Genomic DNA, 14,248 nt, shown 5'->3' with positions numbered 1-14,248 from the left:
CATGTTCATTATAGAAGTCATGCGTTCGATATGGCGAACATTGGATCGCACCGACCTGACCGGAATCGCGGCCGTGACCGTCGCGGTCGGCGTCATCGGCGTGTCCTACGGCGCGACGGCGGTGACCACGGGCCTGCCGGCCTGGTTGCCGCTGCTCATGAGCCTGCTCGTCGTGGCGGGCGGCTCGGAGTTCCTGTTCATCGGCATTGTCGGCGCGGGCGGCAGCGTGGTCGCGGCGGTGCTGGTCGGCCTGCTCGTCAACGCTCGCCATCTACCGTACGGACTGTCGGTCCCCGACGTCGTCGGCACCGGCTGGCGTCGCCTGATCGGTACCCATGTCATGAACGACGAGTCCGTCGCCATGGCCCTCGCCGAATCCGAACCCGCCCGCCGCCGCGCCCGGTACTGGCTGTGCGGTGTCGGTGTCGTCCTCGCCTGGCCGGTGGGCGCCCTGCTCGGCGTGGTGATCGGAGCCGCCGTCCCCGATCCCTCGCGCTTCGGGTTGGACGCGGTCTTCCCGGCGGTCCTGCTCGCGCTGTCGCTTCCGGCGTTGCGCGGCAAGCGGACTCGGCGGGCGGTGCTCGCCGGTGCGGTCATCGCGGCGGTGACGAGCCCGTTCCTCACCGCGGGGTTGCCGGTGTTGTTGGCGCTTCCGGCGGCGTTCCTGGCGTGGGATCGGAAGGGCGGGTCCGACGAAAGTGCTTGCGGTACTTCGGATCTGGCTCCTCCGCACCGCGATCGACGGGTGAACGAGGGCTCCGATCTCGCCGAAGGCCGCGAGCGTGGTGACGCTGGGGACGGGATGCCCGACGGCAGGGCCGCCGTTCGTTCCCTGGCGGGCGCGTCGACCTCGTGCCCGGCTCGAGCCGTCGAGTGAATCCGCCGACGACGCTCCCGCACAACGACTTCCGAGAGACGAGGGGAAGCACGTGAATATCACCCTCCTGGCCGGAGCGGTCGCCCTCGCGGCCGGGACCTACGCCATCCGTTTCGTCGGCCCCTTGCTGCGCCGTCGGCTCGATGTCCCGCCCCGCGTCACCGAGCTGTTGGAGACCGGTTCGGTGGTCCTGCTGGTCGCCCTGGCGGTCACCGAGCTGATTCCCTCGGGCCACGCGGTGAGCTTCGCGCTGATCGCCGGTGTCGCGGTGGCCCTCGTGCTGGCTTGGCGGCGAGCGCCCTTGATCGTGGTGGCCCTGACCGCGGTCGGCGCGACCGCCCTGTTGCGGCTCGTCGGGGTCGGTTAGCGACGCTCGTGGGGTGCGCGACTACGCCGGGGTGAGCGGCATGCCCGGTCCGCGACGGCGGGCGACCGAACCGTAGCGGGCGTCCAGCCGGAGCCAGGTGCGGGTGGCACGGACCCGGACTATCTCGTTCGCCGAGATGCGGCGGGAGTCGGCCTTGTCGCCGGAGTGCGGGATGAAATCCATTGCGGTCAGGGCGAAGACGACACGCATGGGGACCTCGACCTGTTCGGCGGCCGCGGTGACGGTGACGACGGTCTGGTCGAGCAGCGACGCCGGGGGGCCGTGGCCGCCGCCGTGTTCGTTGGCCAATTCCGCGCCGCGCTCGGCCAATTCGACCAGGGCGCGCGCGGGAACGTCGTCGACGTGGGTGAAGCCGTCGGCCGGCGGGAGCGCGCCGCGCCAGGCGGAGTCCATCGAGTAGCCGAGGTCGATCGGGCCGCTCGCGTCGATGCCGCTCAGCCCGGACAGGATCACATCGCCGCTGACGGTGACGTCGTCGACACCCAGCTCGGCGACCACCGTCCGGACCGCGAGCGCCTCGAAACCCGTTGCGGCCCAGGCCGCGACGTAATCGCCGCCGCGCCGGCGCAAGCGGATGACGGCCGCGGGGTCCAGACGGGTCGCGCGGGCGACGAAGGTCGCCAAATTCTCCCGTTCGGCGGGGTCCGGGACGCGCAGCACCCGCTGATCGCTGTAGTCGAAGGTCATCTCGTCGGCGGGTGCCTCAGTCGGCCTTCCACTGGCTGAGGTATTCGCGTTCCAGCGGGGACAGTCGCCGCAGGCGCTGGGACTCGATGTCGAAGGCGGCCAGCTGGGTGCTCGCGACGACCGCGGGCGCGGAACCCGTGGCGACGCCGTTGGCGCGCACCTCGTAGCCGATCGTGAAGTCCACGGTCCGCAACTGCTCGATCCACATCGCCACATCCAGCGGCGTGTCCTCGTGCCGCAACTGCGCCTTGTAGCGGACGTGCAGATCGACCATCACGCAGCCCGACCGCAGACCCGAGGTCGGCCGGTCGTCGAACAGCCACGGAATCCGGGCCTCTTCCAGCAAGGTGACCATGCGGGCGTGGTTGATGTGCTGGAAGGCGTCCATATCGGACCAGCGCACCTCGACCTTGGTATGAAACCGCCTGGGCAGCACGAGAGTCCCGTCTCCCGACCCGTTCCCGGACCGCGAATCACCACTAGTCAACGCATTACCTCCGATCGGTCGGCAGCTCCCAGTATGCCGCCTCTGTCCGCTCGGTCCCGTCCCGGCCCGCGCCGCCGCCCCCGTCGAGCGGGGCGGCGGGCACGGCCGGATCGGATTACCTCGGCACCTCCGACTGCGCGCCGACGCCGCTGACCATGCTGCGCACCTGCCGGGCCGCCACCGACAGGGTCGCCAGATCGTGCGTGCCGGACTCGAACAGCTCCGACAACGCCGCGCGGGCGCGACCCAGCCGGGACTGGTTCTTCGACTCCCAGTACGCGATCTTCTCCTCGGCGGTCTCCTCCGGGTCACCGGCGGAGAGCACGTCGAGGGTCAGCGAGCGCAGCGAACTGTACATGTCGTCGCGCAAGGCGAGCCGGGCCAACGCGTGCCAGCGGTCTCCGCGTTCGAGGTGGCTGACCGCCTGCAGCAGCCAGTCGATCTTGAGGTGCTCGTTCAGCGCGTAGTACAGCGCGCCGACCTCCTCGCCGCCGCGGTCGGTGATATCGGCGATATCGATGACGTCCAACAGCGGGAAGAGGTTGAGCAGTCCGAAGACCTCGGCCGCCAACTCCTTCGGCGCGCCCCGGCTGATCAGCTTGGCCGACTCCTGCTCGAGGGTGTCGATGTGATGCCCGCGCAACCAGCCCGGCACCTTCGGCGCGAGTTCGTGCACCTTACCGGCGTAGCGATGGATCTCGGCGCCGACCGCGATCGGCTGCGGCCGGTTGCTGAGCAGCCAGCGCGACGCGCGATCGAGGGTGCGCTTGGTCTCGAGTTCCAACTCGTCCTTGACCGCGGTCGCGGTGTCGGCGGCCCGAATCCGGCTCCACACCGAGTGCAGGTCGAAGATCTGGCTGGCCGCGGCGAACGCGCGCATGGCGTCCCCGGCGGTCGCGCCGATCTCCTCCGACAGCCGGAAGGCGTAGGTGATGCCGCCGAGGTCGACCATCTCGTTGACCATCATCGTGGTGACGATCTCGCGGCGCAGCCGATGCCGTTTGATCGCCGCGCCGAACCGTTCCCGCAGCGGGGTCGGGAAGTACTTCGGCAACCGCGCCGAGAAATGCGCGCTGTCCGGCAGTTCACCCTCGAGCAGATCGGCCTTCAACGAAAGCTTCACGTGCGCAAGCAGATTCGCCAACTCCGGCGAGGTGAGCCCGCGCCCCTGTTCGAGCCGCTGGGTCATATCGGCGTTCGAGGGCAGCGCCTCGAGCGCCCGATCGAGTCCGCGGCGCGCCTCCAGCTCCTCGATCAGGCGCATGTGCACGTTCAGCATCCGCGGGGCCTCGGTGCGGGAGGAGCCCATGAGGAAGTTCTGCGACACATTGTCGAACAGCACCATGTCGGCGACCTGGTCGGTCATCGACGCCAGCAGCGGATTGCGGTCGGCGGCGGCCAGTTCACCACTGGAGACCACCCCGTCCAACAGGACCTTGATGTTGACCTCGTGGTCGGAGCAGTCCACACCCGCCGAGTTGTCCAGCGCGTCGGTGTTGCACTTGCCGCCGTTGCGGCAGAACTCGATACGACCGAGCGCGGTGACGCCGAGGTTGCCGCCCTCGCCGATCACCTTGACGCGCAACTCGTTCGCGTTCACCCGGACCGCGTCGTTGGACTTGTCGCCGACGTCGCCGTTCGATTCGGTGGACGCCTTGATGTAGGTGCCGATACCGCCGTTCCACAGCAGCTGCGCCGGCGACTTCAGGATCGCGCGGATCAGCTCGGGCGGCGACAGCGTCGTGACGTCGTCGGCCAGGCCCAGCGCCGCGCGCGCCTGCGGGCTGATCGGAATGGCCTTCACGGTGCGGTCCCACACCCCGCCGCCCTCGCTGATGAGGGAGGTGTCGTAGTCGGCCCACGACGAGCGCGGCAGCGCGAACATCCGCTCCCGTTCGGCGAACGACCGCTCCGCGTCGGGATTCGGATCCAGGAAGATGTGCCGGTGGTCGAACGCGGCCACCAGCCGGATGTGCCGCGACAGCAGCATGCCGTTGCCGAACACGTCACCGGACATGTCGCCGACGCCGACCACCGTGAAATCCGTTGTCTGCGTGTCGATGTCCATCTCGGCGAAGTGCCGCTTCACGCTCTCCCACGCACCCTTGGCCGTGATGCCCATCGCCTTGTGGTCGTATCCCGCCGAACCACCCGAGGCGAACGCGTCACCCAACCAGAACCCATAGGACTGCGCCACCTCGTTGGCGATATCGGAGAACGTCGCGGTGCCCTTGTCGGCGGCCACCACCAGATAGGTGTCGTCGCCGTCGCGGCGCACCACCCGCGCGGGCGGCAGCACCTTGCCGGTGGCGTGGTCCACGTTGTCGGTGACGTCCAGCAGGCCGGAGATGAAGGTGCGGTAGCAGGCCACGCCCTCGGCCTGCAACGCCTGGCGATCCGCGGCCGGATCGCCCGTGCCCGCGGGCGGATGCTTGACCACGAAGCCACCCTTGGCGCCGACCGGCACGATGACCGCGTTCTTCACCGCCTGCGCCTTGACCAGGCCCAGAATCTCGGTGCGGAAATCCTCCAACCGGTCCGACCAGCGCAACCCGCCGCGCGCCACCGGCCCGAACCGCAGGTGCACGCCCTCGACCCGCGGCGAGTACACGAAGATCTCGAATTGCGGTCGCGGCTTGGGCAATTCGCTGATCTCGCGGGGCTCCACCTTGATCGACAGATACGGCCGGGGCTGGCCCAGCTCGTCGACGCGGTAGTAGTTGGTGCGCAGCGTCGCCTTCACCAGCGCCAGGATCGCGCGCAGGATCCGGTCGGCGTCGAGGCTGACCACCTCGTTGATCCGCTCGCGCACGGCCGTCTCGAGTTCCGCGGCCCGCTCCGCCGAGGCGGCGTCGGGATCGAACAGCGCCGCGAACAGCTCCACGAACAACCGCGCGATATCCGGCGAGGCCAGCAGCACGCGGGCGATATTGGCCTGGCTGTAGGGGAAGTCGGCCTGCTGCAGATACTTCGAGTAGGCGCGCAGGATCGATACCGAACGCCAGTGCAGACCGGCGCGCAGCACCAGCTCGTTGAGGCCGTCGGCCTCGGCGCGCCCGTACCACAGCGCGTCGAACGCGTCGGTGAACCGCTCCCGCAGACCGCGCTCCTGGGCGTCGAGCGCGTCGAGCCGCTCGGAGGTCTCGACCAGTTCGGCGTCCATATTGCGGTCCAGCGATTTGCGCAGCAGATCCGGCCGCGCCTGCAGGCCGAAGTCGTAGATCCACGCGCCGCGGCCGTCCTCGAATTCCACGTGATAGGGCCGCTCGTCCACGACCTCCACGCCCAGGCTCTGCAACAGCGGCAGCACCTGGCTCAGCGAGATCCCCGCGCCGACGTAGAGCGTGAAACGCCAGGAGCCGGGCTGGGATTCGGGCCGTCGGTACAGATGGTGATCGATCCGGTCGGCCGCGAGCCGCTCCAGCCGGATGATGTCGGCCATCGCCCGGCTTGGCTCGAAGTCCTCCTTGTAGGCGTCCGGCAGCGCGGCCGAATACCGTTGCACCACAGCGGGATCCAGCAGCGCCGAGGCCGCCGACTCGTCGCGCAGGTGGTCGGCCCAGGTGCGGCTGGCCTCGGCGAGCAGCGCCTGGATGCGCTGCCGATTGGCCTCGGAGGTGTCCACCCGGGTGCCCGGTTCGGGCAGGCGGACGGTGAAATACACGCTCGCCAGCTCGCTTTCGGAGACGCGCGCCGAGTAGTCGATCGACACGCCGCCGAGTTCGCGCACGAGGATGTCCTGGATCTCCAGCCGCACCCGGGTGGTGTAGCGGTCCCGCGGCAGATAGACCATGCAGGCCACGAATCTGCCGTAGGAATCCGAGCGCAGGAACAACCGCACCTGCCGCCGCATGCCCACATTGAGCACCGCGCTCGCGGTGCGCCGCATGGTCTCGATATCGGAGGAGAACAGCTCGGTGCGCGGGAAGGACTGGATCACCTCGAGCATGGCCTGCCCGGAGAACGAGTCCAGATCGAATCCGCTCTGCTCGATCACCGTCCGCACCCGCCGCTCCACGACGGGGATGTCGAGGACGTTCTCGTGCATGGCCGCCACGGTGAACACGCCGATGAACAGATGTTCACCGGTGACCGCGCCCGCGCCGTCGAATTCGGCGACGCCGACGAAGTACGGATACACCGAGCGGTGCACGGTGGCCGGGACCAGGCCCTGGGTCAGCATCAGCAGCGGCCGGTTGCCGCCGTTGACCGGAACCTCGAAGTCGGTGCCCACATTCGGCCGCAGCACACCGAGGCAACTGTCCGGCACCACAACGGATTTCGCGTCGTCGCGCCGGTAGCGGGCGTAGCCGAGCACCGTGAAGTGGCCCGCGGCGAGCCAGCGCAGCAGCCGCGCGCAGTCGACGAGATCGGTCCGGCTGAACGGCGCCGTGTCCGAGTCGGCGGCGGCCTCGAGGTCGGCGGCCAGCCGCTCCTGCACGGTGTCCATCGCCTCGGTGTCGCCGATGACCTGCCGCACGTCGGTGAGGACGTCGGGAATCGAGGCCTCGACGCGGTCGAGCAGTTCCGGGCTGGTGGCCGGATGCAGCTGCACGTGCATCCACGACTCCCGCAGGCCGGTGTTGCCGTTGCCGTCCACCCCGTGCGGTTCGGCGGATTCGAGCCGACCCGAATCGTCGCGCGTCACTTCGAAGATCGGATGGATGATCTCGCTGATGCTGACGCCCATCCGGCTCAGCGAGGAGGTCACCGACTCCACCAGCAGGGGCATGTCGTCGGTGACCATCTGCACGGCGGCCCCGAGACCGGAGCCGTCGTCGGGCTGGTACACGCGCACCCGGGACGCGCCCGGTGGTCGATGCATGCCCAGTTCGATGTGCCTGCGGAACACCTGGAGCGAACTCCCCGTGATCGCACAGTCGACGTCGCCGGCGTCCACGTGGCGGAAGTATGCCTCCTCGAGGGCGGCGAGTTCGCCGCGCAACTGCTCCGGCAAACCCGCGACCCACGCCGCGCTGGACAATTCGGACGAGACCGTCATTTTCTTCGCCAACTCCCTCGGATTCGGTTCCGTAACAAAGTGACGCCGGGGTCGAGAGTAGCTGGGTGCCGGAGCAGCCGGGAGGGAATCTTTCCAAAGCCACGGCAAAGTCCGAACGCCCGACCGGTTGCTCGAAGACGAATTCGCCCGCGTACCAGCCGAACACGCTGATGGTACGCCTAGCACGTTGCGCCGACAGGGTTTTGGGCGCCCGGCCGCCGTGGCCGGTTGACACTATTCGCCTATAAGTAACCGAGCAGTAGCCAGCTCCTTGCTGTATGACACAGGGTGCAACGAGCCGCGACGATCAGGGATTCGGGTGATGGGCCATCACCCGGGAGGGGCGCCCCGGCACGGGGAGCCCCCGGGCTGGATCAGTCGCGGGTGAGCTTGCGGTGGGTGACCCGGTGCGGACGCGCCGCGTCCGGACCCAGCCGCTCCACCTTGTTCGCCTCGTACGCCTCGAAGTTCCCCTCGAACCAGAACCACTTGGCCGGGTTGGTGTCGTCACCCTCCCAGGCGAGGATGTGGGTACAGGTGCGGTCGAGGAACCAGCGGTCGTGGGAGATGACCACGGCGCAGCCGGGGAACTGCTCGAGCGCGTTCTCCAGCGAGCCCAGGGTCTCCACGTCGAGGTCGTTGGTCGGCTCGTCGAGCAGGATCAGGTTGCCGCCCTGCTTGAGCGTCAGCGCCAGGTTCAGCCGGTTGCGCTCACCACCGGAGAGCACACCCGCGGGCTTCTGCTGATCCGGGCCCTTGAACCCGAACGCGGAAACGTATGCGCGCGAAGGCATTTCCTGGGTGCCGACCTCGATGTAGTCGAGGCCGTCGGAGACCACCTGCCACACCGTCTTCTTCGGATCGATGCCGCCGCGGTTCTGGTCGACGTAGCTCAACTTGACCGTGTCGCCGACCTTCACCGTGCCGCTGTCGGGCTGCTCCAGGCCGACGATGGTCTTGAACAGCGTCGTCTTACCGACACCGTTGGGACCGATGACGCCGACGATGCCGTTGCGCGGCAACGTGAACGACAGATCCTTGATCAGCTGGCGGTCGCCGAAGCCCTTGTCCAGGTGCTCGACCTCCACCACGACGCTGCCCAGGCGCGGACCCGCGGGGATCTGGATCTCCTCGAAGTCCAGCTTCCGCATCTTCTCGGCCTCGGCGGCCATCTCCTCGTACCGGTCGAGGCGGGCCTTGTTCTTGGCCTGGCGGGCCTTGGCGCCCGAACGCACCCAGGCGAGTTCGTCCTTGAGGCGCTTCTGCAGCTTCTGGTCCTTCTTGCCCTGCACCTCGAGGCGCTCGGCCTTCTTCTCCAGGTAGGTGGAGTAGTTGCCCTCGTACGGGTAGGCGCGGCCGCGGTCGAGCTCGAGGATCCACCCGGCCACGTTGTCGAGGAAGTACCGGTCGTGGGTGACGGCCAGCACCGCGCCCTGGTACTGGGCCAGGTGCTGTTCGAGCCACTGCACGCTCTCGGCGTCGAGGTGGTTGGTGGGCTCGTCGAGCAGCAACAGGTCGGGCTTGCTCAGCAGCAGCTTGCACAGCGCGACGCGACGACGCTCACCACCGGAGAGGTTGGTGACCGGCTCGTCCGGCGGCGGGCAGCGCAGCGCGTCCATCGCCTGCTCGAGCTGGGAGTCGAGATCCCAGGCGTCGGCGTGGTCGAGGTCCTCCTGCAGCTTGCCCATCTCGTCCATGAGCTCGTCGGAGTAGTCGGTGGCCATGAGTTCGGCGATCTCGTTGAAGCGGTCCAGCTTCACCTTGATCTCGCCGAGGCCCTCCTCGACATTGCCGCGAACGGTCTTCTCCTCGTTCAGCGGCGGCTCCTGCTGCAGGATGCCGACGGTCGCGCCGGGGGCGAGCCACGCCTCGCCGTTGTTCGGCTGGTCCAGTCCGGCCATGATCTTCAGCACGCTCGATTTACCGGCGCCGTTCGGACCGACGACGCCGATCTTGGCGCCGGGAAGGAAGTTCAGGGTCACATCGTCGAGCACGACCTTGTCGCCGTGTGCCTTCCGAACTTTCCTCATCTGATAGATGAACTCAGCCATGTGCGAAAGCCTATCGGTAAGTGGTTGTCTGATTCCGCCCACCGCCCCGCTGGGCACGACCCCTCGGGCGGCGGACGCTCGGGCTGGTGCGGACGGGCCGGATCAGGCCGTCCGGAGGTCCTCGCGGGTCGCCTCGACACTATCGAAAGTTTCGGGCGGCGACGGCGGCCGCTCGGTCTGTTCCTCGCCCCCTCGTTCGGCAACGACCGAGCCGTTCGACGAGTTCCCGGAGCCGCGGCGGACCACCTCGGCCGAACATCGCGCCAGATCCGGCCCGACCGCGGTGGCGCGCATCTCCAGATCGCGGCGCTGCACGCCGTCCTTGGTCGCGTACTCGGTGGAGCGCAGTTGTCCGTAGACGATGATCGGGTCGCCGCGTCGGATCGAGGCGTCCACCCCCTCGACCAATCGGCGCCAGCAGTTGACGGTGAGATACAGCGTGCCGTTGTCCACCCAGCCGCCGCTCTCGCGGTCGAACCGGCGGGAATTGCTGGCCATGCGGAACGTCACCACCTGATCGCCGCCCGGCAGGCTGCGCCGCACCGGATGGGTGATGACGTTGCCGACGACGGCCGTGTTCGCCTCGTACATGATTCCACCCCTTGCCTTTTCGACGTTTCGACAGTTCGCGGATCGCGCTTCCGGCCGCAACCCCTCGGCCGGTGGAACACGTCCAACTCTCCTCGGCGATCGGCCTCGGCGAAAGGTCGAATCGAGATTTGTGGATGGATTTCCGGTTGTGGATTCCGCGTGTTTCGGACCACCCCGCCGACACCCGCCGACCTGCGCCGGAACCGTTGCGCCCCCCGAACTCTCGGCATCGCGCATGTCCCCCGGCGGTGATACGGTTCTGCGCGTGGCGGCGGTCGATCCGCGTTGCGGCCGTTGGCATCCAGCACTTGCGCTGACCCGCGCACGCGAGCAGAGAGCACGACGACCCATGCATCATCCCTTCCGCCTTCCGCGACTGCTGCTGGCCCTGGCGGCCGCCCTGGCCCTGGCCGTCGCGATACCGTCCCAGGCGCGGGCCGCGATGGGCACCGCGTCGCCGGGGATGGCGCTGAACACCGACGACAAACGGTGCAGCCTGGGGCTGAGCGGTTTCCTGGGCGGGGTCGAGTACGGGGTCACGGCGGGCCACTGCTTCGAGGGCGGTAAGGACGTCTTCGCGCACGACGGATCGCGAGTGGGCGTGTACGACCAGGGCTTCGGCACCGACGACACCGTGGGCGACCTCGGTTTCGCGCTGGTCCGCTACGCGTCGTCGGTCACCGCGGCCAGCACACTGTCGAACCGGCTGACGATCACCACCGCCGACGGCACGGCCGCGGTCGGCGACGAGGTCTGTCACGTCGGCTCCACCACCGGCATCACCTGCGGGACGGTGACCGCGCTGCAGAACGGCTACTTCGTGGCCGACTTCCCTTCGGAGAAGGGCGATTCCGGCGGCATCGTCTACCGCCGCAGCGGCCGGGACACCGCCGACTTCCTCGGCATCCTGATCGGCACCAAGGACGGCGGCGGCATCGTGGTCGAGTCGGCGAACTACCTGCGCGACACCATCAACGCCCACGCGGGCGGACACTTCGACTGGCATCTGCCGTCGGCGCAATGAGTCACAATGTCGCCGGATCCGTATTCGCCCCGCACAACACCACCACCGGCCGCTCCCCCGGTTCGGGTACGTAGGCGCCGCTCTGGATGGCTGCCAGCGCGGTCGCGCCCGCGGGCTCGACCACGATGCGGAATTCGCGCCACAGATACTCGCGGGCCATGGCGATGGCGTCGTCGCTGACCAGCACCGAACCCATGTCGTAGCGCTGCGCGATCTCGAAGGGGATGGCACCGATCCTGGTGGCGCCCAAGGCATCCGCGGCGATGCTGTTGATGTGCACGTCCACGGCGCGCCCGGCGGCCAGGGCCGAGTGCAGGGTCGGCGCGCCCTTCGGTTCGACACCCACGACGTGACCGCGGGCGCCCAGCGCGGCCGCGATCCCGGCGGCCAGCCCGCCGCCGCCGACGGCGACGAGCACGGGCGGACGCCCGCGCACCTGACGTTCGATCTCGAGTCCCACGACCCCGGCGCCGGCCACGACGGCGGGGAGATCGTAGGCGTGCAACTGGACCGCGCCGCGTTCGTCGCTGATCTCGTCGGCGTAGCGGTGCGCCTCGGCGTAGGTCGTGCCGTGCCAGAGCACCTCCGCGCCGTAAGCCCACATGGCGGCGACCTTGGTGTGCGGCGCGGATTCGGGCACGACCACCGTGCACGACCGGCCCTCCAGCGCGCACGCGAGAGCCGCGGCGATCCCGGCGTTGCCGCCCGAGGCGATGATCACCGGACGCTCGTCGCCGCGGCACTCGAGCAGCGCGTTCAGGCTGCCGCGCACCTTGAAAGTGCCGCCGTGCTGGAGGTATTCGAGTTTGAACGTCACCGGGACCGGACCGTTCGGGCCGCTCACATCGGTGTGGAAGACCGGGGTGACCCGGGTCCGGCGGCCCAGCCGCAGCCGGGCCTCGCGCACGTCGGAACGGTAGAGCCGCTTCACTTTTCGCGATGCGTTCGCATCGGTCACCGACGGACCTCCCGGTCCCGCTTGGCCAGCTCCGCGAACATGGCGTTGTGCGCGGCCAGCGCCGCGTCGTGATCGCGGTCGGCCGCCCGGTCGAGCCGCTGCGCCAGGCGGGAGTCGCTGCGCGACCACTGCACCAGCAGCGCGAGCATCACGACCACGAGCGGGATCTCACCGCTGGCCCAGGCCAGGCTGCCGCCGGTGTGCTGATCGTCGAGCAGATCGGTGTTCCAGCTCAGTCCGAGCGAACGGTAGAACCAGCCGCCCATCACCGTGGTCATGCTCATCAGCGCGACCCCGAAGAAGGCGTGGAACGGCAAGGAGCCGAACACCATTCCGACCCGCGTGAGCGGTTGCACCGGACGGGGTTTCGGATCGATGCCCAGCACCACCCAGTAGAACAGGTAGCCCGACACCAGGAAGTGCAGATTCATCGCCAGGTGCGCGCCGTGCTGATCGACGACGTGATCGAAGATCCCGCCCAGGTACAGCCCGTAGAACCCGGCGACGAACAGCACCGACGCGACCACCGGCTGGGTCAGCACGCGCGACACCGGATTGTGCACGGCGGCCAGGATCCACTCGCGCGGCCCGGGCGGCGCGTCCCGACCGGCGGCCGGCAGCGCGCGCAGGGCCAGCAGCACCGGGCCGCCGAGCGCGAACAGGATCGGCGCCAGCATCGACAACAACATGTGCTGGGCCATGTGCAGGCTGAACATGGCCGGGGCATAGCGGCCCACCCCGGAACTGGTCGCGAACAGCACGACCGCGCAGCCGCACAGCCAGGCGACCGTGCGCCCGATCGGCCACGCGTCGCCGCGCGCCCGGAGCCGGCGCACACCGGCCAGATACAACACCGCGAGCACGAGGGACAGCGTTCCGAAGATCAAGTCGAAGCGCCAGTCGAACAGCACTCGCGTGAGCGTCGGCGGCCCGGCCAGGTTGTAGCCGAGTTCGACCTCGGTGGGCGAGGGCACCCGACCCAGCTCCGGCGGCGGCGTCCGGCCGAGTCCGACGGCGAGTCCCACGGTCGCGGCGAATACGAGCGCCTCGACTCCGGCGTAGCGGATCAGCGCGCCCCGATCGGTGGGGTCGGCCGCGAGCGCGGGAATCGCCTTGCGCCGCTGGAAGAATCCGATCACGCCGAGCACGCACAGGGCCGCGGTCTTGGCGATCACCAGGCGGCCATAGGTGGTGGTGAACAGGTCGTCCCACGGCACGCGCACCCAGGCGTTGAGCACACCGCTGATCGCTACGATCACGAAGGCGCACGTGGCCACGGTCGAGAACCGCGCGGTCGCCAACGCGGTGTGCGCACCCCCGCGCACGGCGTAGGCCAGCACCGCGAACAGCCCGCCCACCCAGAACGCCATCGCGACCAGATGCAGGATCAGGCTGTTGGTGGCGATGTCGTGCGCGCCGCCCGCCGACGAATGGCCGGTGAGCGCGACGGGCAGCAGACACAGCACCGACCATCCGAGCAACACCGGCGTCCAGCCCCACCGCAGGACCAACCGGCAGGCCACCGCGAGCGCCACGGCCATGAAAGCCGTTGTCCGCCAAGACCCGGCGACCTCCACCTTGGGGATCGCGTCCCAGATCTGCTCCGGCCGCAGAATGCTGCCGACCGGTTGCCCGGTGGTGTCGGAGAGCGTCAGCGGAACCAGCAGCGTCGCCGCGACCGCCCACACGAACGCCGCGATCCCCGCGCGCCGCACGGCCCGATACCCCCCGAGATCCAACAGCCCGTCCCGCTGCGGCGGCGTGAGGAACGCCGCGAACAACAACGACCCGACGGCCAGCGCCCCCGACAGATCGGCCACGGCCCGCACCGCGGGCAACCCGTAGGTCGTCAGCGCCCCCGGATCGGGAATGCCCAGCAAGGTCAGGGCCCGCGCGGCCGACAACCCGACCACGAGCGGCGCGACCAGAGCCGCCACGGCCGACGCGAACACGGCCAGTACGGCGAACGTCGTCCTCGACTCCGCCCGGATGGCCTGGCTGCCAACTTCGACGGACGGGTCCTGCGGTGACGACATGTCTCCCAGCGTAGTTCGACCCCCCACCCCCCTACGCCCCACCCTGCTCCTCTACCACAACCCTGTGATCCTCCCGACACCCGCACCGTTAGCTCGCCGAGAGCCAGGATTGAGCTGGACGGTCGCTATAATCAACACGCTGGACAC

At 69.1% G+C, this 14,248-nt stretch carries 10 protein-coding genes; 3 read left to right on the top strand and 7 right to left on the bottom strand.

The genetic code is table 11. The annotated features are described in order from the left end of the window. Positions 1 to 19 precede the first annotated feature (19 nt). Positions 20 to 877: an AzlC family ABC transporter permease gene (locus tag ACWDSJ_RS14040; RefSeq protein WP_450032047.1), complete on the top strand. Its 858-nt coding sequence runs from the start codon at positions 20 to 22 to the stop codon at positions 875 to 877. Positions 878 to 929: 52 nt separating this feature from the next. After that, positions 930 to 1,244, top strand: a complete 315-nt coding sequence (locus tag ACWDSJ_RS14035; RefSeq protein WP_387367304.1) for an AzlD domain-containing protein — start codon at positions 930 to 932, stop codon at positions 1,242 to 1,244. Positions 1,245 to 1,265: 21 nt separating this feature from the next. Here ACWDSJ_RS14035 and ACWDSJ_RS14030 read toward each other — a convergent pair whose 3' ends face one another. The 5 genes from ACWDSJ_RS14030 to ssb all read right to left on the bottom strand — a co-directional run bounded on the left by ACWDSJ_RS14030 (position 1,266) and on the right by ssb (position 10,083). Further along, positions 1,266 to 1,952: a hypothetical protein gene (locus ACWDSJ_RS14030; RefSeq protein WP_450032045.1), complete on the bottom strand. Its 687-nt coding sequence runs from the start codon at positions 1,950 to 1,952 to the stop codon at positions 1,266 to 1,268. A gap of 16 nt (positions 1,953 to 1,968) precedes the next feature. Next, positions 1,969 to 2,388 (bottom strand): acyl-CoA thioesterase, encoded by a 420-nt coding sequence (locus ACWDSJ_RS14025; RefSeq protein ID WP_450032043.1) that lies wholly within the window; start codon positions 2,386 to 2,388, stop codon positions 1,969 to 1,971. 166 nt (positions 2,389 to 2,554) lie between these two features. Then, a complete protein-coding gene (locus ACWDSJ_RS14020; RefSeq protein WP_450032041.1) occupies positions 2,555 to 7,441 on the bottom strand; it encodes an NAD-glutamate dehydrogenase in 4,887 nt (1,628 codons plus the stop codon). A 374-nt stretch (positions 7,442 to 7,815) separates the two neighbouring features. Then, the gene (gene ettA, locus ACWDSJ_RS14015; RefSeq protein ID WP_387367313.1) at positions 7,816 to 9,492 is read right to left on the bottom strand and encodes an energy-dependent translational throttle protein EttA; all 1,677 of its coding nucleotides are present in this window, start codon (positions 9,490 to 9,492) and stop codon (positions 7,816 to 7,818) included. Positions 9,493 to 9,594: 102 nt separating this feature from the next. Continuing rightward, the gene (gene ssb / locus ACWDSJ_RS14010) at positions 9,595 to 10,083 is read right to left on the bottom strand and encodes a single-stranded DNA-binding protein (protein ID WP_450032038.1); all 489 of its coding nucleotides are present in this window, start codon (positions 10,081 to 10,083) and stop codon (positions 9,595 to 9,597) included. Between the two features lie 349 nt (positions 10,084 to 10,432). Here ssb and ACWDSJ_RS14005 point away from each other — a divergent pair, with 349 nt between their 5' ends. Continuing rightward, positions 10,433 to 11,107 (top strand): hypothetical protein, encoded by a 675-nt coding sequence (locus ACWDSJ_RS14005; protein WP_450032036.1) that lies wholly within the window; start codon positions 10,433 to 10,435, stop codon positions 11,105 to 11,107. 1 nt (position 11,108) lies between these two features. On the opposite strand, the gene ACWDSJ_RS14000 is transcribed toward ACWDSJ_RS14005, so the two are convergent. Continuing rightward, on the bottom strand, positions 11,109 to 12,065 hold the full coding sequence (locus ACWDSJ_RS14000) for a threonine/serine dehydratase (RefSeq protein WP_450032035.1): 957 nt from the start codon (positions 12,063 to 12,065) through the stop codon (positions 11,109 to 11,111). Then, positions 12,062 to 14,101 carry a cytochrome c oxidase assembly protein gene (locus ACWDSJ_RS13995; protein ID WP_450032033.1) on the bottom strand — a complete coding sequence of 680 codons (2,040 nt, stop codon included), beginning with the start codon at positions 14,099 to 14,101 and terminating at the stop codon, positions 12,062 to 12,064. The genes ACWDSJ_RS14000 and ACWDSJ_RS13995 overlap by 4 nt, the downstream gene beginning before the upstream one ends. Positions 14,102 to 14,248: the final 147 nt, after the last annotated feature.

The sequence above is a fragment of the Nocardia sp. NPDC003482 genome, assembly GCF_053588115.1.
Note: the sequence above shows the minus strand (reverse complement) of the source record. Positions and strands in the feature narration are given on the sequence as shown.

Coding starts and splice junctions, on each gene's coding strand:
- ACWDSJ_RS14040 (WP_450032047.1), top strand. CDS start 20: ATGCGTTCGATATGGCGAACATTGGATCGCACCGACCTGACCGGAATC.
- ACWDSJ_RS14030 (WP_450032045.1), bottom strand. CDS start 1,952: ATGACCTTCGACTACAGCGATCAGCGGGTGCTGCGCGTCCCGGACCCC.
- ACWDSJ_RS14020 (WP_450032041.1), bottom strand. CDS start 7,441: ATGACGGTCTCGTCCGAATTGTCCAGCGCGGCGTGGGTCGCGGGTTTG.
- ettA (WP_387367313.1), bottom strand. CDS start 9,492: ATGGCTGAGTTCATCTATCAGATGAGGAAAGTTCGGAAGGCACACGGC.
- ssb (WP_450032038.1), bottom strand. CDS start 10,083: ATGTACGAGGCGAACACGGCCGTCGTCGGCAACGTCATCACCCATCCG.
- ACWDSJ_RS14005 (WP_450032036.1), top strand. CDS start 10,433: ATGCATCATCCCTTCCGCCTTCCGCGACTGCTGCTGGCCCTGGCGGCC.
- ACWDSJ_RS13995 (WP_450032033.1), bottom strand. CDS start 14,101: ATGTCGTCACCGCAGGACCCGTCCGTCGAAGTTGGCAGCCAGGCCATC.